This window comes from Candidatus Accumulibacter propinquus, from assembly GCF_056856495.1.
In genome coordinates this window covers 1-16,825 of record NZ_JBSEHC010000007.1, presented here as the reverse complement: position 1 = coordinate 16,825, position 16,825 = coordinate 1, and the positions used below count along the sequence as shown (strand labels likewise).

Annotated in this window: 18 protein-coding genes and 1 pseudogene; all 19 read right to left on the bottom strand. The window is 58.7% G+C overall.

The annotated features are described in order from the left end of the window. Positions 1-747 precede the first annotated feature (747 nt). The gene (locus tag AC15MQ_RS20845) at positions 748-1,191 is read right to left on the bottom strand and encodes a hypothetical protein (RefSeq protein WP_483081217.1); all 444 of its coding nucleotides are present in this window, start codon (positions 1,189-1,191) and stop codon (positions 748-750) included. 76 nt (positions 1,192-1,267) lie between these two features. Beyond that, entirely contained in the window at positions 1,268-2,020 is a 753-nt protein-coding gene (locus tag AC15MQ_RS20840) for a matrixin family metalloprotease (protein WP_483081216.1), read from the bottom strand. Between the two features lie 270 nt (positions 2,021-2,290). Continuing rightward, positions 2,291-2,896: a fibronectin type III domain-containing protein gene (locus AC15MQ_RS20835; RefSeq protein WP_287654566.1), complete on the bottom strand. Its 606-nt coding sequence runs from the start codon at positions 2,894-2,896 to the stop codon at positions 2,291-2,293. Between the two features lie 674 nt (positions 2,897-3,570). Beyond that, positions 3,571-4,011, bottom strand: coding sequence for a DUF29 domain-containing protein (locus tag AC15MQ_RS20830; RefSeq protein WP_483081215.1), 441 nt, complete (start codon positions 4,009-4,011; stop codon positions 3,571-3,573). A gap of 251 nt (positions 4,012-4,262) precedes the next feature. Then, positions 4,263-4,571 (bottom strand): annotated as a pseudogene (locus tag AC15MQ_RS20825) (transposase domain-containing protein); the annotation flags it as partial. Positions 4,572-4,581: 10 nt separating this feature from the next. After that, positions 4,582-5,037, bottom strand: coding sequence for a WecB/TagA/CpsF family glycosyltransferase (locus tag AC15MQ_RS20820; protein WP_483081214.1), 456 nt, complete (start codon positions 5,035-5,037; stop codon positions 4,582-4,584). Positions 5,038-5,355: 318 nt separating this feature from the next. Then, positions 5,356-6,567 (bottom strand): glycosyltransferase family 4 protein, encoded by a 1,212-nt coding sequence (locus tag AC15MQ_RS20815; protein ID WP_483081213.1) that lies wholly within the window; start codon positions 6,565-6,567, stop codon positions 5,356-5,358. After that, positions 6,564-7,808, bottom strand: coding sequence for a glycosyltransferase family 4 protein (locus AC15MQ_RS20810; RefSeq protein WP_483081212.1), 1,245 nt, complete (start codon positions 7,806-7,808; stop codon positions 6,564-6,566). The genes AC15MQ_RS20815 and AC15MQ_RS20810 overlap by 4 nt, the downstream gene beginning before the upstream one ends. 214 nt (positions 7,809-8,022) lie before the next feature. Beyond that, positions 8,023-8,703, bottom strand: coding sequence for a class I SAM-dependent methyltransferase (locus tag AC15MQ_RS20805; protein WP_483081211.1), 681 nt, complete (start codon positions 8,701-8,703; stop codon positions 8,023-8,025). Positions 8,704-8,765: 62 nt separating this feature from the next. Continuing rightward, positions 8,766-10,067 (bottom strand): phosphotransferase, encoded by a 1,302-nt coding sequence (locus tag AC15MQ_RS20800; protein ID WP_483081210.1) that lies wholly within the window; start codon positions 10,065-10,067, stop codon positions 8,766-8,768. Between the two features lie 418 nt (positions 10,068-10,485). Next, complete coding sequence (locus AC15MQ_RS20795; protein ID WP_483081209.1) at positions 10,486-11,763, bottom strand: IS701 family transposase; 1,278 nt, start codon at positions 11,761-11,763, stop codon at positions 10,486-10,488. 219 nt (positions 11,764-11,982) lie between these two features. Beyond that, positions 11,983-12,633 (bottom strand): response regulator transcription factor, encoded by a 651-nt coding sequence (locus tag AC15MQ_RS20790; RefSeq protein ID WP_483081208.1) that lies wholly within the window; start codon positions 12,631-12,633, stop codon positions 11,983-11,985. Then, complete coding sequence (locus AC15MQ_RS20785) at positions 12,617-12,967, bottom strand: ATP-binding protein (RefSeq protein ID WP_483081207.1); 351 nt, start codon at positions 12,965-12,967, stop codon at positions 12,617-12,619. Before AC15MQ_RS20785 ends, AC15MQ_RS20790 begins: the two co-directional genes overlap by 17 nt. A 113-nt stretch (positions 12,968-13,080) precedes the next feature. Beyond that, complete coding sequence (locus AC15MQ_RS20780; RefSeq protein WP_483081357.1) at positions 13,081-13,494, bottom strand: hypothetical protein; 414 nt, start codon at positions 13,492-13,494, stop codon at positions 13,081-13,083. After that, complete coding sequence (locus AC15MQ_RS20775) at positions 13,413-13,634, bottom strand: PAS domain-containing protein (RefSeq protein WP_483081206.1); 222 nt, start codon at positions 13,632-13,634, stop codon at positions 13,413-13,415. The genes AC15MQ_RS20780 and AC15MQ_RS20775 overlap by 82 nt, the downstream gene beginning before the upstream one ends. Then, positions 13,621-13,836: a hypothetical protein gene (locus AC15MQ_RS20770; RefSeq protein WP_483081205.1), complete on the bottom strand. Its 216-nt coding sequence runs from the start codon at positions 13,834-13,836 to the stop codon at positions 13,621-13,623. Before AC15MQ_RS20770 ends, AC15MQ_RS20775 begins: the two co-directional genes overlap by 14 nt. A gap of 270 nt (positions 13,837-14,106) precedes the next feature. Then, on the bottom strand, positions 14,107-14,388 hold the full coding sequence (locus tag AC15MQ_RS20765; RefSeq protein WP_483081204.1) for a hypothetical protein: 282 nt from the start codon (positions 14,386-14,388) through the stop codon (positions 14,107-14,109). A 288-nt stretch (positions 14,389-14,676) separates the two neighbouring features. Next, the gene (locus tag AC15MQ_RS20760) at positions 14,677-15,072 is read right to left on the bottom strand and encodes a response regulator transcription factor (RefSeq protein ID WP_483081203.1); all 396 of its coding nucleotides are present in this window, start codon (positions 15,070-15,072) and stop codon (positions 14,677-14,679) included. A gap of 89 nt (positions 15,073-15,161) precedes the next feature. Beyond that, a complete protein-coding gene (locus AC15MQ_RS20755; RefSeq protein ID WP_483081202.1) occupies positions 15,162-16,679 on the bottom strand; it encodes a MarR family transcriptional regulator in 1,518 nt (505 codons plus the stop codon). Between the last annotated feature and the right edge of the window lie 146 nt (positions 16,680-16,825).

The following is a 16,825-nucleotide window of genomic DNA, read 5'->3' as shown; positions in this document are numbered from 1 at the left end:
TATAGTGGAATTGGCAGGGCACACAAAAGTGTAGCGCCGGAGCCGACAAACTAGCCTGGGCACTCAAGGCGCCCGCCGGCAAGCCGCGCGGATCCGGTCAAAGCCCCGACGCAAGCAACAATATACTTTTTCAACAATGACTTACGAACCACAGCAGGGGTTCTTGCAGGCCCCCGAAGGGTCGCCATCACTGCCGCCACGGAGCCAGGGCAGGCAAACAGAGAGGCCTGCAGCGCCCTCTCGACGCGGCGCATGTTGTCGCATCACCACCACACCCCCCACGGCTTGTCTCGCCCGGCGCCTGGTCGGCAGTCCCCGGAACACCCTGACCAACGACAGATTACCTGCTCCAGCGGATCGGGGAAGGGAAATAACGCACACTCGGCCACACGTCAACGCAGACGCGACAAACTATCGGCATCCCGGCAGGCATGTTGCCGCAGGAAAAACGATCGCGGTCAGGGTTCTTTCAGGGGGGCTAATGCGGTTTCCAGCAATGCGCATACCGACCATGGGCGCACTCCCTCCCCTTCAAGGGGAGGGCTGGGGTGGGGATGGGGTGATCATGCATGGAAAGGACGGCTCTTTTCCCCATCCCCCTCCCAACACTTCCAATCGCAAACGTCGCTGTCGCGACCTTCCCCTTGAAAGGGGAGGAGTTCCTTTGGCAATTTTGTCCATGCATCGGAATTCCGGGATGTTTTTCTGGAAATCGCCCAAAGGGGCGTCGATACTTGCTGATGCGATCTAGTTCGATCGCGCCTTGCGCAAGGCCTCGACCCGCGACGAGGCTTTTTCGGAGGGGATGAAGCGCTGTGGATGGTCGGCGAGAAAAAGGCCGCGCTCGCCAGCGCTGCGCTGTCGCAGGAACCAAAGCCCGGACTGACCGACGCGGTATTGAAGATCGCTGCTGGAGATCGGCCGCTCAGGCGCGGGCAGGACCAGGAAGACCACCGACAGGTCGGCTGCTCCCTTATACACCGCATCGACCTTGATCACCGCCAGGAGCAGGTCTTCGCCAGCGACGCGTAGCGGGCTCTGGCCGATCAAGGTGCCGGTGAGCACGAGTTCCGAACGCTCAAGCAGATCGGATTCCGACAGGCGCGTCCACATCGCCGCGGCGTCAGGACCGACTACCAGCAGGAAGCTGCAGAGGAGGGTTCGCAACCATGCCGAATAGCGTCTCAACATCCAGAGAAATCCTGTGTAATGCGTGGATGTCCACCGGAGGCGAAAGCACTTCGGTGGACAATTTCCGACAAACCAACTAGACCGCTGCAGCACGCCGCCTGCGGCCGAACACGCCCAGGGCCGCGCCGGCGAGGGCCAGCAGCGCCGCCGCGCCCGGCTCCGGTACGCCATGCACCGGTGCACGGCCATAGATGAATTGCATGCCGGCGATATCATCGGCCTGCGGTCCGGAGAACGCTTCAGTATAGAACGGCTCCATCAACGAGCCGGCAACGTTCGTGTGCCCAAGGCCGAGCGCGTGCCCGATTTCGTGCGCGGTCACCTGGAAAATATCGAAAGCGTCGAGGTCACCACCGAAACCGAGCTTCCAGTGATCGGCGGTGTCGTAGTGCATGTCCCCCGCTGCCGTATCGCCATTGTTCGGCGGGAAATACCCGTGCGCCAGAACTCCAAATTGACCATCGAAAAAGTGGCCACCGAATCGCAAATCGCCAGCAGTTCCCGGGGCGTTGAACGCCGAGCCGTCATCGGCCACCAGGGTGAACGTGAGGTTGGCGACCGATGACCAGGCAGCCAGAGCCGCGTCGATTGCGCTCAGGTAACCCACGGGCATGAAGTCGGCAAGAGCGGTGACCGTGCAGCCGACACCTTCAGCGGCGCAACTGGTCCCAGTCGGCATGAAACTGTAGGTGACCGAGGCACCGGTCCCAAAAGCTGGTGGCCCCCACTTGCCGGGGCCAGTTGGCCCAAGAACAAACGCGGAAGCCGACGTGGCGGCCAGCGCACCACCGACGAGCAGCGTAGCAGCAACAATTTGCCTGATTTTCATATTCAGAACCCTTTCTGGAAACTTGCGAAGTAGACGCGCCGAAATGGACACACCGTAACCTAAGCACGTTTCAGACCATGCTGCTCAACCTGCTATTTATGAATTACTTTATTATTTTTATGCGGGAACCCCGAGCGGCAATTGTAAATAATTCCAACACTCTACCCCGGATAGCGTGACCCGGATCGGCTTGCCGCGCATCCGCTCAAAAACCCCGGCCGGGGTGCGTGTCCCATCGCCGACCGGGGTGCCCTGAACGGGTGCCGGCAATCAGGCGTCTACTTCGACCACGTTGCTGACCTGACCCTTGCCCGCCTTGTTCGCGGCATACGCCCGGTATTCCAGCCTCTTGCCGCTGACCTGGTTGGCCAGCGTGATTTCCGATTCGACGGCGGTGGCGACCTGCTTCCACGCCCCGTCCGGTAGTTCGCGCATCTCCACCACGTAATAGCTGGGCTTGCCGCCTTCGGAGGGTTCCTTCCAGTCAAGGAATATCCAGCCCGGACCCCGGCGTGGCGCTTCGAGCATCCGGCACTGGCCGGGCAGCGGCTGCGAGCCCGGCGTACGACGCCCGGACCAGCCGAAATGCGCGAGCTGGTCTTCGCTCGCAGCGGCGTTTTCAATATAACGAAGCACCGACCGCAAGGCATCGGCCAGCTTGTCCAGACCGCCCTGTTTGGCCGTGACGGCTTCGCTCACCAGCGCCTGCTGGCGGATCAGCGCGTCACGCAAGGCGAGGAAGGCATCAAGCTGGGTGCGGATTTCCGGCGCGGTGTAGGGTGGTCGGGTGAAGGTCTCGGCCTGGGTGGTCAGGCCCTGGATGATCGACTGGGCGAGCACGACGATGTCGGATTCGCGGGTAGGAAAAGTTGCCATGGTGAACTCCCGTTAAAGAAGGTAACGAATGTGGCACCTGAGTTCGGAGAGCAGCCCCTGCACTCTCCGAGCCGGGAAAACGCTCCCGGCAGACAACAGAATAGTCAAAAATCAAGCCGGCTGCGAAGAAAATTCACTGCCGAAACAAGGTTCTTCGCGGCTTGTGTCCAGACCGGCGGTGTGCGGCCGCGAAACCGCGTTCTCCGACCGGGACTGGATCGAATCGGTCCTGAAACCCGGCAAACGAGGCCGGCTCACGAACACACCGCGCCTGGTCAGAGCGATTCGCGGCCTGTTGCGGGTGATTGTGAATTCATCTGGATGATTGCCGATTTTGTCCGGGTCATTCCTGGCCGCAGGCGGTCGAGATCAAGTTCTCCCGCGGCGACTGCGGGCACCCAATTGCCTGGATGCTGCCTTGTCCCGCCGACACGAGCCATTGCGCGTGCCTTGATGCCCGACCCGCCAAAGTCGAGCTTTCATCGCGCTCACTCGATGCCCGTTCGAGGTGCGTCGAAGCCCGCTCCAGGCGATTCGCAGCATCGAATCGCTTTCTGGAATTTGATTCGGGTGACTGGAAGCGTCATCCGGCACGAACGAAGGCTGGAATCGGCGGTTGGGCGCGACGAAAGGCTGATCGAGGCTTGCGCCGCTCTCGCCCAGAGTATGGATAGTCAATTGCCCTCGGGCATAAAATCATCCGCCATCGTTTGCTCTATCGAGTATGGCGATTGCTTGGGGAACGTCGTTTCGTCCATGCCTGTTTCGTTCGCCGCCAGCAGCCGCGCCTTGCGATAGGCCTTCTCGAACGCTTGAGGAATCTCCGGCTGCAGGCCCGGCTCGTCGTTGAGCAAATCGGAAATATCCATGCGTTGCACGCGGATGGTCAGCGACCCTGCCGCGCCTCGCCTCGCAGGTTGAAATTGCCACTTCAGCAGATGCATCAGCAAAACCGCCAACCTGTTCGTCAGTTCGCGCCGTTCGCTTGCCCCCATGGCTTCCAGCTCCTCAATCAAGTGCGCCGCGTCAAGGTCATCAAAGCGCCCCTCACGCAGCATGTCGGCTTGCTGGCGTGCCCAGGTGAAGTAGTCCGACTGGTATAGCGACGTTTCCATCGTTCGGTCCTTATGTCCGTACCCTTGTACACAACACATTTTGAATAGATTGAATGCAAATGTTCCCGAGCACACTGAGTCTGTTCTGGGCAATTCGCGGATCGCACCGGGTGACACCAAATTCATCTGGTCGATTTCCTAAGTTGTCCGGGTCATCCCTGACTGGCAACGCGAGGTTTCAAGCTCTGCCCCAGCGACTGCGGGCTCTCAATTGCCTGGATGTGTAGCCGATAACCACGCGGCGTGAGGCGCTACTTGCCGAGATGGTAGATCGGAGAGCGAATCGGGTTGGCAGCGAAGAGCGTCTTCCACTTCCGGGGCGTCAGCTCCCGGACTCGATGGTCCGGATGCTGGCCAACGCGCTGCAGGAGATCGACCAGGTAGTCGTAGGGGTCGATATGGTACAACCGACAGGTCACGATCAGGCTCTGGAGGATGCCGACGTGCCTGGCCCCCAACTCGGTCCAGCAAAATAACCAGGCATTCCGACCCATGGGGATTGCCCGCAAGGCTCGTTCGAGGTGGTTGGTGTCGATCGGCACATCCGGGTCGGTGAGAAAAGATGCGACATCAATGTTGGCTAGACCGCGTCACCTTCTGCTTGAACACATGCCAGATAAACACCGGCGCCGACACAAACATTCGACGCCACAGTCGCCTGGGTTGCCGGACCAGACGTGGTAACCATTCGAGTCCTAGACGTTGAAACACGGGGTGCGAACGCGTCACCTGTCCCGAATAAAAATCAAAGACCGCCCCAATCGCTCCGGCGAATTTGACATTCAAGCGGGTTCGATGCTGATAAATCCACTTCTCCTGTTTAGGAGCTGTCATACCCACCCACAACACGTCAGGTTCTACAGTGTTGATGGCATTGATCATTTCGTCGATTTCCGTACTGGAGTAAGTTGGCTTGAACGGCGGTGAATGGGTACCCACAACCTTGATATCGGGGTAATCGTTTGCCATGCGCACGCAAATCCGCGCCAGGGTGTCTTCGGTTGCTCCAAGAAAAAAAACACTCATCCCACCCGCCGAGTTCATGCGTTGATGCAGGCCAGAAAACACGTCCAGACCCGGTAACCCGTTCGGTAATTACCCCTCCCAGCAAACGGGAGGCCACTACCACCCCCGCACCATCAGGCACCAGCCAATCTGCGTCCTTGAGCGCTTGGGAGAACAGCGCGTCATCCAACGCTATGGCATAAGAATGCGGGTTGAGGCAGGCTAGCCATAAGCAGCGACTGGCCGGGCTGGCCTGTTGGGGCAGTAATACCGAAAACACGCTGTTTGCGCATGCAGCCACGGAGAACGTGTCCACGCCATAGCCCAGTATCACCTCTTTCATGCCTCACCAAGCCCAACAGTATTTCGGGAAACCGAGATCGCCCGGATGTATATGTCGTTCAGCACCGCGTAGTTGGCATCTTCCGTATACTTCGTCTCAAATTCCACGCGCGCGCCTTGGCCTAGCCGCGCCAATAGACCAGGAGCATCCCACGCGCCACGCACCTCGCGCAGTAATGCTTCAGGGTTTCCAGGCGGAAACACCACGCCGCTGATCCCATGCTGCACGATGCTCGGCAACGGGCCAATATCAGAAACTGCCACAGGCGTGCCAAAGGCAAAGGCCTCCCGCACCACCATCGGAAAGCCCTCGAACCACTCAGAAGGTAGCACCAACAGTCGGGCGCCGGCAATCTGCGCCTGCGCCTTCTCGCCACTGACTTGGCCGAGAAAGCGTACCGGCAAGCCCGCTGCCAGATGTTCCAATTGAGGGCGCATCTCACCGTCACCTACTAAACGCAGCTCCGGCGCACTCGGACCCCATGCCTGCCACGCGCGCAGCAGGCTAGTTACGCCTTTTTCCGCCGTCAACCGCCCGGCAAATACCACATAAGGTGCCCTTTCCCTCCACGGTAATGTCGGCGGTGAACCCGGGTAGAAATTCGGCTTCACATGCACCTTTTCCAGCGGTAAACCGGAGTCTGCCATGCGCTGACGCTGAAACTCGGAGAGAGCAATAAAGGCATCTACCTGTCTGTTCCATGTGCCTAACCGGCGATGCAGGGCCACGCTGAACGCTAACGGGAGCGTCGCCAATCGGCTGCCCCGGTAGCAGCCATGCTGCACGGCTGGCAACGGCGAGCAAAGATCCAGGCAGTCGGTGCACACACGCCCCGCTCGCATGGGGATTGCTGCCGGACAGAACAAGCGGTAGTTGTGCAAAGTGAGTACGCGTGCAGCACTCTGGCCAATGGCGTGAAAGATGCCCGGCGAGATCAGTGGAAAAGTATTGTGAACATGCACAACATCTGGTTGGAAGTGCGTCACGGCACGCTTTATGGCCTTGGTCATCCATGGATTCCACGGAGTCGCCAGCGCACCCCGCGCCACACCCCATACACCCTGGGATCGAATTTCATCGCTTTGTCGTGCAAACTCCTCCACTTCATGGCCGTGCAACTGCAACAAAGTCTTTTCCGCTTCAAATACCTGATTTTCACCCGATGGGGCTGCCGATCCGTAGAAATTGTGAACCAGCAGTACCTTCACGTGTCGCTTCCTCGCTCGGCCAATTTCCGACGATAGATGTCTTCCAGTAACATGGCCTTCTTTTCCCAAGAAAATGCCTGCGCCCGAAGAACCGCGCCTTTGGCAAGACCAACCCGCAATGCCTCATCCACAGCCAGCCGCTCTATCGCTGCCGCAAAACCCGCCACAACCTGGCTCGGCGTGGTCACCGGTATCTTGATGCCACACGTTTCATCCACTACTGCGCCAAAGCCACAATGATCCAAACAAACAATCGGCAGCCCAAGCGCCAGCGCCTCGATGGTCACCGTCGAAGTAAGGTCCCGAAGGCTGGTGATCAGCATCAGATGACTGGCAGACATCAACCGTAGGGCATTATCCCGGGCAAGCCAACCATGGAAATGGCATCGCCCAGCCAGCCCCAAGTCTATCGCCAAGCCGTGCCAAAGCGATTTGCGCGGTCCTTCACCCAGCACGTGCAGTTGCCAATTCAAGCCTTCGGGTAAGGTTGCCAAAGCAGCTAGCGCAAGATTCAATGCCTTCCGGGGTATGTGCAATCCGTTCCAGACGATGTGAAGTGCTTCGCCCGGTACCCGCTCTATCGGAATCCCCGAGGTCACGGGTGGCAGCCCCACCTCGGCGATCACGGTGCTTGAACAGCCCCAGTATTTATCGGTCCCGAGCTGATTTTCGGGTGTTGCTGCGATTAAACCGACACCCGCGACTCTGGCGGCAAGCCGCGGCCTTGAGGAGAAACGGCATTGCATAAAGTTGAACAGATTGTAACCCAGGTAATACAATGCCGAATAGCCTCCCACTACACTCCAGAAGCGCCACGGAAATAATCCCATCCCGCCAATGGGACCCCAGACGAACGGAATGCCCAGCCTCCACAAATAACCAGGTTCACGGAAACCGACCATGGTCAGCTGGTGTACAAGGTCAAAACCAATCTCGCGATGCAAGGCCTGGGTTAATTCCAACGCTTCTAGATGCCAGCGTTGATAATACCAGTAGTAAGAAGGCGGCCAGATTTTTCGCAGCAGACGGTTACGCTTCTTCCTCAGGTAGTAGAAATGCACCGATTGCGAGAATCGCGGATTTTCGGTGAGGTAGCGTTCGATGTCTGCACGAAAATTTTCCTCTTCGACTATCACCCAAACGTCGTGACGCTTCGCCAGCGCGGCGACGAAACCCCAGCCGACACCTGGTTCGGAACCCTGCCAAGGACTGCATGCATAGGCTACAACAAGAATTTTCATTTACAGAAACGGGATTTTAGTTTAGTTTCCAGAATGGTCTTGGCGGCTATTTTAAAAGTGACGCAACGGCGCATAGATAATATTTTATTAAAGCTTATGTTTCAAACTACATACACATCGCATTATATGAGAAGTGTATTTTATAACTAGAACGTCTAACAACCTGCTGTTCCTTGCAATGTTTTACACACCGACACTTCTGCAAAGGGAACATTTATTCTGGATCTTTGGCCGCACAAATAATGATACCCTCGGCATACTGGGGCCAGATCAGGCAGGCGAAACGCTCTATGCTGTTCGAAAGCGCACGATTGAACGAATAGCCATATGACAAGGGCTCCGAACGATAATATCCCGCTGATAATATGCGCATCTTCTCTAACTGAAGCAAACGACGAAGTGTCTTGTGAGAGTAATACGCCGTGTGTTCGGCATGCACCGCTTCGTGAAACAGCATTGATTTCAGATTTCTTATGACCCCAAAGGCGTTTGTGGTTGTAATAATTAGGGCGCCTGTCTTAGCAATTACTCCTGCGCATGCCTGCAAAAACATACCTGGATTGGCAAGATGCTCAATAACGTCACCTGCAATAATCAGATCAAACTCTGGCCCGAAGAATTGTGTAAGCTTGTGCGCGTCTATTAATCTCAAGTCAGCATTTGGCATTTTTGACTTAACAAAAGCCAGTGATTCCGAGTCTATATCAATACCCACGCACATCCCGCCGTAAGCTTCAATCTGTGAGGTCAGCTTTGCATGCAGAAGCGTTCCGTTTTCCCACCGCTTCACATGGTTCGGCGCGGTAGTACAACCGACATGCAAAACCTTCATCGGCTTTAGTGAGTGTACTTTCTCTAACAGAAATGACTCTTTATTGGTAATAAACCCGCGCATACTCCCTCCTGTCTAAATCCCAAAAGATTGCCGATATCTTGTCTCATTCCCAGATCGATAAACTAACCATTCGACCATTCCATATTCAGAAGGTACAATAACTCGGAATATAACCCTCCTTGCCCAACTCGACCCAACAACCAGAGTGCCAAATATTCACGGATATCCACGTCATTAATTCCCCCTGCAGTCGCTACCTGCTCTGCGAAATGCAGACTGGAACTCAAGATCTTCTGCGCACTCGGATTACGTTGTATCAAGATTGCCGGAGCGATCACATAATAAAACAAATCTCCAAACGCTAACGCCTGTTGCCTGCTCTCTTCCCAATCGAAAACAAAAAAACCCTTCTCGGTCCACGCGCAGTTCCACGGGGCAAAATCTCCGTGGTTGCGATGAACCCAAAACAGTGCTCCGGACTCAGCTAGTGATTTTAGGCGTAACCGCAAGCTGTAGCAGGCGGCAGTTTGATCAGTGGAAAGGTCTTCACACTGGTCCATTGGCAATTCCATCAGTAAACTGGAAAGAGGCTTGAGTTGTCTTTCCAGTTGGGAAAGTTGCCCGAGAAAGTGGATCATCGACTCTTGCTGTTGTCGTTGGTTGATCTTCCGACGCGGGCGATACTCTTGGCACAATGTCAGGGTGTCGCCTGAAGCCCAGATAGTCCAAAGGATAGGTACAAAGTTGGCAAGTGGCGACATCGAAAGAGCCGACAACGCCTCGACTTCCCTTTGGAGAGAAGCTCTAGCCTCGAAGCTACCGGCAACCTTGAGAATGGCTGATGGGTCGCTACTACCCAGCGGCAGCACAACAGTCTTCCGATTTTCATCGGGTGTGCCGAGATAAAGAGCGTAGTTCGTGGGCTGATGTCCACGAACCCTCAACCGATCACCTTCTATTAGTCCTCCAGGGTAGTTCTCGGAATCGCGTGTAGCGATCATCAGGACTTGGCCGCGTAGCAAGGTAAAATTTCGAAATCTTGCCAAAATACGGGCCAGAGCCAAGCCCAGGCGGGCAACACCGCGCCCAGGGCGGTGCAAGGCTAAGGCAAACTCCGCGTGATCAGAGGAAGACAACGGCACCACGACACGTGGATTAACCGCCGGTAAGAGGCCGTATTCCCTCACATGCGGAAAGTCTGCCTTCAAAACCGCCCGCCAGCGCCGAGCCTGAGATCTGCGGGCAACGACGAAAACCGACCGCGCAGCCTCTATTTCTCGGAATGTCGGAGTCACGTGAACAAGGCAACGGTCTCCATCTATAAGCAACGTGTCAGCACCAGCGCCCGCCGTAACTAGATTGATGCCAGAAAGCGCATCCCGCCAGAAGTGTACCTCTTTAAGGCTAAAACCATAAAGGCTCACAGATGCACACTGTCGAGTTAGCAGCAACCATCGCCAAGCGTACTTATAATCAAGTTTGTAATCAGATGCCACGTATTTAATGACCCGACTAGTGCGAGGATGACTCGGAATCGCCGCAAAATCGAGTAACAATCCCCCCGGCTCTGCCGGGGGATTGTTACTCTTAACTCTGAACGTTCTAGGGCGATTATGCATAGATGGAGACTTTCCCACCTCGCTTGCGACTCTCAATGGAATTTCAACATTCGCTCGCACCAAGAGTCGTCAAAATGCCACGATCGGAAATATGTTTTCTATATTCTAATCACTGAAGTTTAGACACACGCCTCTCCCACCGGCCGCGATTTCCCGGGTGGCGCGGGCCGACCAACAAGACAAACGCATGCCCCGACACTGGCCGAGGCAGGGTGAGACGGGCTCAGCACTGCAAACGCTGATCCTGCCCGGGGAAAGGCATCACGAATTGACCGGACTTCGGGTCGTAGGCGTCGCGCACGGGAAGTCCGATAAATTGCATCCGCAGCCACTGGGCGAAAAGCCCTGCGGTAATCATGGCGCCCTTCCGCCAAGGCGCGATGGCCATCAGCGGAAAGGACTCCCACAACTGCAGGGCGAGCAATTGCGTCAAGGCATAGGCCGTGGAGCGAATCTGCATCCACAGTTCCAGGGCAGCCTTCGACTGCTGCCACAGATTGGCCACTCCCCACCAGCGCTTCAGGTTGTGAAACAAGGGCTCGATCCCCCAGCGCTCGGCGTAGATCTCCACCACTTGTGGTGCCGAGAGATCGGTCTCGGTCGCCAGAATCAGGCGCGGACGCGACCAGGTGTGGTCGGGCAGGAACATCTCGCACCACACCGCGCGGACCGGGAGCCCCTTCAGGAATCGCGCCACGGCGAGGACCGAGCGCACCCGAATCCGCTGCACCGTGCCGTACAGCATCAGTTCCCTCTCCTGCACCGGCAAGGCTTCGAGTACCGCGGGATCGATCCGGCGGCCGTACTTGCGCTTCCGTCCTCGGCGTTTCGGCTCCGGTTCCGGCGGAAGAAACAAGGCCGTATCGCGGCGCACCTGTCCGATGATTCGGACCTGTTGTTCGAGCAAAGGAAGAATCAGCGTGCTGCGCATGAACCAGGCATCGATCAACAAGCGCACCCCCTTGACGTACCCCCGGATCGAGTCCATCAACTGCCGTGCCACCCAGAGCTTGCCCCGTTGGCCCGACTCTTCGAGCAGCCACGAGCGAATGGGCACCGTCAGCGCCGAGCCCAGCCGGACGCGAACGACGAGAGCCAGCGTGACCCAACACTGGCTGTTCAAGAACGTCGGCCGATTCGCCTTGTGGCTGTGATCGTGCTTGATACTGATCCCCGGCCCGAACTTCACGCAGCGCGGAACCAGCGTATCGTCGAGGATCAGGGTGACCAGTTCGGCCGGGCACACCCTCAGCACCAGTTGCAGCAAACGCAGCGACAGTTCCGTGACCGACACGTTTGCCCGCTCGATGAGCTTGTAATAGGTTGTCCAGTGCGCCTCTCGGCGAATGGCCCCGATAGCCCGAGTGACCCAGCCTTCCGGGTTGAGCATACAGCCGATCAGGAGTTCGACGAAGGTTCGGCGGGAACGCGGTGGCACGGCCACGAGGAGAAAGGAAATCCATTCCGAGAGCAGCAAGCAAACGTTGGCAGCGAGAGACATGAGGGAAAGTCCGGGATCGAAAATGATCCCTCATTGGTCGCCGCGCGCTGCTTGCGCGAGAACCGTGCGCAAGCAGCGCGCGGCGACCCCACGATTCCCTGGCCATGTCAAGTCTTTTTTGCATTTTCTCGAAAATTTTTTCGCGTCGCCTGGAACGCCTCCGGCACTCCGTCGGCGACCGCGAGTGTCTAAACTTCAGATGTCTTGACTTCCTGCCCTTTAGGCGAAGGCTGGCTTGGGCTCCGTCGAACAGTCCCGCGGCCTGCGCGAGTCGTGGCGACGTTCGGCCGCGGAGTGCGCCTCGAGGTTGGTCGTAATGGCCGTGCGGTGAAGCTTAACCGTCCGTTCGTTGATGCCCAGGTCGGCCGCGATCTGCTTGTTCATCTGGCCGGCGACGACGTGGCGCAGGATCTCCAGCTCGCGACTCGTGAGGGCATCGAATCTGGCCCGCAGCGCCTGCAGGCGCGCACGCTCGGCGCGCTGCCGGGCATCACGGGCAATGGCCCGGTCCACCGCCGCGAATATCGCCTCCTTCGGCGCGTCCTTGGTGAGGAAATCCTCCGCCCCCTGGCGCATCGCCTGCACGCTTGTCGGGATGTCGCCGGCCCCGGCGAGAAAGACCACCGGCACCATGTTCACCCCGCGCGCCAGTGCCTGCTGGAGGTCCAGTCCGTCCATTCCCGGCATCCGTAGATCGGTGATGACACACCCCGCGCCGTCACTCAGTTTCGCGAGAAAATCGGCCGCCGATGCGTACGTCTGGACGGCGTAGCCTGACGCCTTGCGGAACAAACGCGCGAGCGCGACGAGGAAGGAGGCGTCGTCATCGACGACATGGACGACGGGCACGGCTTCACTCATGATGGGCATCAGCTGCCTCCGCCAGCGGCAGCGTGAAGCGGAATGTCGCGCCTTCCCCGGCATTGTTCTCCGACCAGATGCGCCCGCCGTGTGCCTCGATGATCGTGCGCGAAATGGCAAGCCCGATGCCCATCCCGTTCGCCTTGGTCGTGAAGAATGGCTCGAACAGGCGCCCGAGCCTTTCTGGCGCGATGCCGGGTCCGGTGTCTTTGACGGCCACTTCGACCTCGCCCTCGCCGTGGCGCTGCGCCCGCAGCATCACCTTCCGCTTTGCAGCGGGCATCTGTTCGACGGCATCCATCGCGTTGAGAGCGAGGTTCAACAGCACTTGCTGAAGCTGCACCGGAGTCGCCCATCACCAGCGGCAGTTCAGGGGCGGCATCGATTTCCAGTGCCACTTTGCGGGCCAGTGCACTCGCCGCGCGCAAGGTGCCGCCACGCTTGCCAGTTCGTCGCTCAGCGACAGCGCGCGCGGAGGCGATAGCTGCGGCGCTTCAGCCCCGCCCGCAGCCGGTCGATCACGGCGCCCGCGCGCTGGTCGTCGTGGCGGATGTCCACCAGTATGGCCCGCAGCTCGTCCAGGTCTGGCGGGTCGTGCTCAAGGAACAGTTCGGCCGCCTCGGTATTGCGCAGGATGGCGCCAAGCGGCTGGCTCAACTCGTGCGCGAGCGCCGAGGCGAGCTGCCCCATCATCGATACGCGACTGGCGTGAGCCAGTTCACTGTGCAGTCGTTGCAACTCCAGCTCGGTGGCGCGCCGTGCGGAAATGTCAAGTACCACCCCGCGCATCAGGATCGGCTCGCCGCGGCGGTCACGTTCGACCTGTCCGCGCGCTGCAATCCAGCGGATTCTCCCTTCCGGGAGGGGCACATGCGGTACTCGACGTCATAGCCAGCTCTTGTCGCCAACGCATCTTCGATGGCCTGATTCGTAGCCTCCCGATCGTCTGGATCCAGTGCGCCAAGAAATCGTGCGCGATCGATGTGCTCCGATTCGCTAAAGCCAAACATCGCGCAGGCGCGGCTGGTGGCCCAGAACGTGTCGTTGCCAACGTCCCACTGTCCACAGGCCCAGATCGGCCGCCGCACTGGCCAGGTCCATGCGCCGTTCGCTTTCCTGCAACTGGCTGGCAAGTCTTGCTCCCGCCAAAACGTCGGCGTTCAACTCGATGGACATCGCTATCAGGACGGCGAGATAGGCCCAACTGATCATGTAGGGTGTATTGAGGAGTCCCGGTCTCCACCAGGGCAGCTTGCAAGCCTCCGCACAGAAAGAAGAACACGACGGCGCCCCCGACAAGCACAGGGCGCCAGCCTCCTCCTTTGTGCCTCCATCGGACAGACGCATCTGTCACGAACGCGATCTGCGCCAGGACGGCTAGATAGGGGAGTACATTCCAGGGATTGGGCACCCCTTCGGCCACGTGGAAGGTCGCTCCGCCGAAGGTCTCGGCCGTTCTGAAACCGGTCACCGCTTTATAGGTCATCCCTGAACCGGCAGGCGCTCCGGGCAAATAGTCGAGCGCCGGGCTGCCCCAGGGCGTACAAGGCCGGAACCGCAAGGACGAGCCACTTTCGCCCGTCGCCGAAACACGTCCAGCCGAACGCCATCAGCGAGATCCAGCATCACGCCGACCGCGATGTCGAGCAAACGCATCGATGTCCACCATTCGGCCGAGACGTCCGTGCGCATCAACGCCAATTCCAGACCGGCAACGCAGGCGACGGTGAAAGCGCTCAGTGCAAACAGCAGGCGGGGGCGCACGTGGACGCTTGCCAGAGGCCGATGCTCAGCTCGATCATGCCCAGCGTGAGACAGGCCGCGGCCACCATGGGCCAGGCAATGGTCATCCAGTTCATGGCGCAGTATCGATGGCGTTGCTTGCTAGGTCTGTCAAACGCGTCTGGCGCTATCCGCGGCCGCCGAAATTCAGGATTCTACGCCAGCAACCGGCGCGTGAACCTGCCTCCGGAATGTCCATGTGCGCCCGGCCCGGCCATGGAGTACCGGCCAGTCGGCAGAGTTGGCGGCTAAATGACTTCCTGCAATGCATCACTGCCCGCGAGCGGGCAGTGAAACCACACGGCGAATCGCGTTCAGGAGTTCGCTACCGGCATCGGTCTTGCGAAGATAACCGATACACGGTCCGGCCATCGCCTCCGCACGCACGCTGGGGTCATCATGGGCCGTGACAAAGAGCACGGGCGTTTCATCGCCCTCGGCGGCCAGTTCATTCCGCAGATCGACCCCGGACATACCGGGCAGCTGGACGTCGAGCACGAGGCAATCAAATCGTGGCTGCCCTGCATCCGCGCGGAACTCTTCGGCGGAGCCATAAGTCATCGGCTGCATCCCCGCCGCACGCAGCAGTCGCGCGACCGAGCGGCGAAGACTCTCATCATCGTTGACGACACCAATACAGAGATTGCCCACGCCGCTAATCGCCATGGAGACAAGACTACCGAGCAAACGGCGCTAGCGCTACTGCCCTTTAGTCTCTTATGACTCAGGTCTTTACATTTTCTGAGCAGATTTTGTCATGGGGTAGCGTGGGCGAGAGCCGGGACGATGCTTTGTTCAGTGATTCGACAAGCGGCGGCGATGGTAGATCGGCCAAGGCGGGTAAGGTAATAGCGATAGCCATGAACGACCTTCTTGATGAGACCGAACTGGCGCAGGCGCCAAAGCTGGCGGGTGATGCTGGCCGGGGAGATCTGGCGCAAGAAGGGGGCCAGGTCGGCACGGCGGATGCCGCGGATGTTGAATTCGGGACGCTGAAGCGCGCGCAGCAGGGCTTGCTGAGTGGCGTCGAAGAAGTTGAAGCCCTTGAGGCGATGGCCATTGACCATCTTGGGGCTGGTCAGCCGATGCAGGTTGCGATCGCCGGCGGAAAAGTCGTCCAGTGCGGAGAGATATTCCAGATAGCGGCGGTTACAGCCGAGCAGGATCTCGCGCAGGTCGATGAGGCTGTAGATGGTCTTTCGGAGGGGGGCGATCTCGCGCGACTCGTGACCATCCCGATGTTCCACCTTGCGGTGGTGCTTGAAGAAGGAAACGTTGTTGGTCGTCGTTTCCAGACGCAGCACGCGATTGAACTTGTCGTACATCTTGACCGACACCTTGCCCAGATGATGCTTGATGCAAGTGCCCTCGATGCGCGTCGTGAAGCGGCTGCCGAGCTCCTGCGCCAGTTGCGGCGTGATCTTCTTGCCGAGGAAGGTGGCGACCTGCTCGGCCTTGATCGAGAAGATCGCCTGCCGGGAGAGTTCCTCGTAAAGCGACTTCAGGATCGCGTCGGACCGGAACACCAGATCGGTCGAGTACTCGACCTGCATCAGGCTCCAGTGATAGGACTGTCCGAAGACGTCAAGGATCGGGCAGCACTGCTCGGCGTAGCGGTCGAGAAGGGCATGCAGCGTGTCCGGCGAGAAGGCGTCCGCGAGTTGCTGAGCCCGCTCCCAATCGGCGATACGGATGAAGGCATTGTCCGCCATCGCGTAGTCGATACCTGCCGTTGTCAGCGAGTGAGCCAACCGACTGTGGCCATTGCAGTAGAACTGCAGCCGGAATGGACTCCACGTCGGCACGCGCAGGTAGATGAGTCCGAGGGTTTCGTCCATCCAGTAGAAATAGTAGTGCAGGCACTTGCCCGAGGTGTGGCGCAGAAAGGTTTGGTGACTTTGCTTGTCGTGCCAGGGTTCGTAGGCGTCGCAGGCTTCCATGGCGGAGAGCACATGCACCAATCCTGGATGATCCCCACGGTCCTTGAGCACCGCGGCAACGAGGTCTTCCTTGCGGATGTGCGCCTTGGCAACGTGCTCGATTCGCGCTCCCTGCGCGGTCGCCAGAGCCTGTGCGGCTTCACGAATGCGGTCACGCAGCGGCTCGGCAAAGCGCGGGTAGTCAAAAATTCGAATGTGCCTGGCATTGAGAAAACTCGTCATCCCCGCCGCGTAGCACGCACCGGGCAACGTCCCCGTAATCACGATCCGGTCGTAGCAGGAGAGCGTTCCGGCAAGCCGCTCGTGATATCGATCCGTCAGCATCTGTGTCATGGTCGCCTCCGCTTACTCGCTAAGGCTATGACCAAAACCTTGACCTGTTTGGTTCCGGCTTCGCCGGCTTAGGGAAGCTGATTCATGCCAGGGAGCCTCTCGGCCAATTTCGTCACACAACCAAAGCTGAGCGAGTGGCAGGTGTC

Bases quoted from the DNA above. Each gene is read 5' to 3' on its own strand.
- AC15MQ_RS20790 (WP_483081208.1), bottom strand. From the start codon at position 12,633: ATGCCCATCATGAGTGAAGCCGTGCCCGTCGTCCATGTCGTCGATGAC.
- AC15MQ_RS20810 (WP_483081212.1), bottom strand. From the start codon at position 7,808: ATGAAAATTCTTGTTGTAGCCTATGCATGCAGTCCTTGGCAGGGTTCC.
- AC15MQ_RS20805 (WP_483081211.1), bottom strand. From the start codon at position 8,703: ATGCGCGGGTTTATTACCAATAAAGAGTCATTTCTGTTAGAGAAAGTA.
- AC15MQ_RS20845 (WP_483081217.1), bottom strand. From the start codon at position 1,191: ATGTTGAGACGCTATTCGGCATGGTTGCGAACCCTCCTCTGCAGCTTC.
- AC15MQ_RS20795 (WP_483081209.1), bottom strand. From the start codon at position 11,763: ATGTCTCTCGCTGCCAACGTTTGCTTGCTGCTCTCGGAATGGATTTCC.
- AC15MQ_RS20760 (WP_483081203.1), bottom strand. From the start codon at position 15,072: ATGGCGATTAGCGGCGTGGGCAATCTCTGTATTGGTGTCGTCAACGAT.
- AC15MQ_RS20770 (WP_483081205.1), bottom strand. From the start codon at position 13,836: ATGATCAGTTGGGCCTATCTCGCCGTCCTGATAGCGATGTCCATCGAG.
- AC15MQ_RS20835 (WP_287654566.1), bottom strand. From the start codon at position 2,896: ATGGCAACTTTTCCTACCCGCGAATCCGACATCGTCGTGCTCGCCCAG.
- AC15MQ_RS20830 (WP_483081215.1), bottom strand. From the start codon at position 4,011: ATGGAAACGTCGCTATACCAGTCGGACTACTTCACCTGGGCACGCCAG.
- AC15MQ_RS20755 (WP_483081202.1), bottom strand. From the start codon at position 16,679: ATGACACAGATGCTGACGGATCGATATCACGAGCGGCTTGCCGGAACG.
- AC15MQ_RS20820 (WP_483081214.1), bottom strand. From the start codon at position 5,037: ATGAGTGTTTTTTTTCTTGGAGCAACCGAAGACACCCTGGCGCGGATT.
- AC15MQ_RS20775 (WP_483081206.1), bottom strand. From the start codon at position 13,634: ATGTTTGGCTTTAGCGAATCGGAGCACATCGATCGCGCACGATTTCTT.
- AC15MQ_RS20840 (WP_483081216.1), bottom strand. From the start codon at position 2,020: ATGAAAATCAGGCAAATTGTTGCTGCTACGCTGCTCGTCGGTGGTGCG.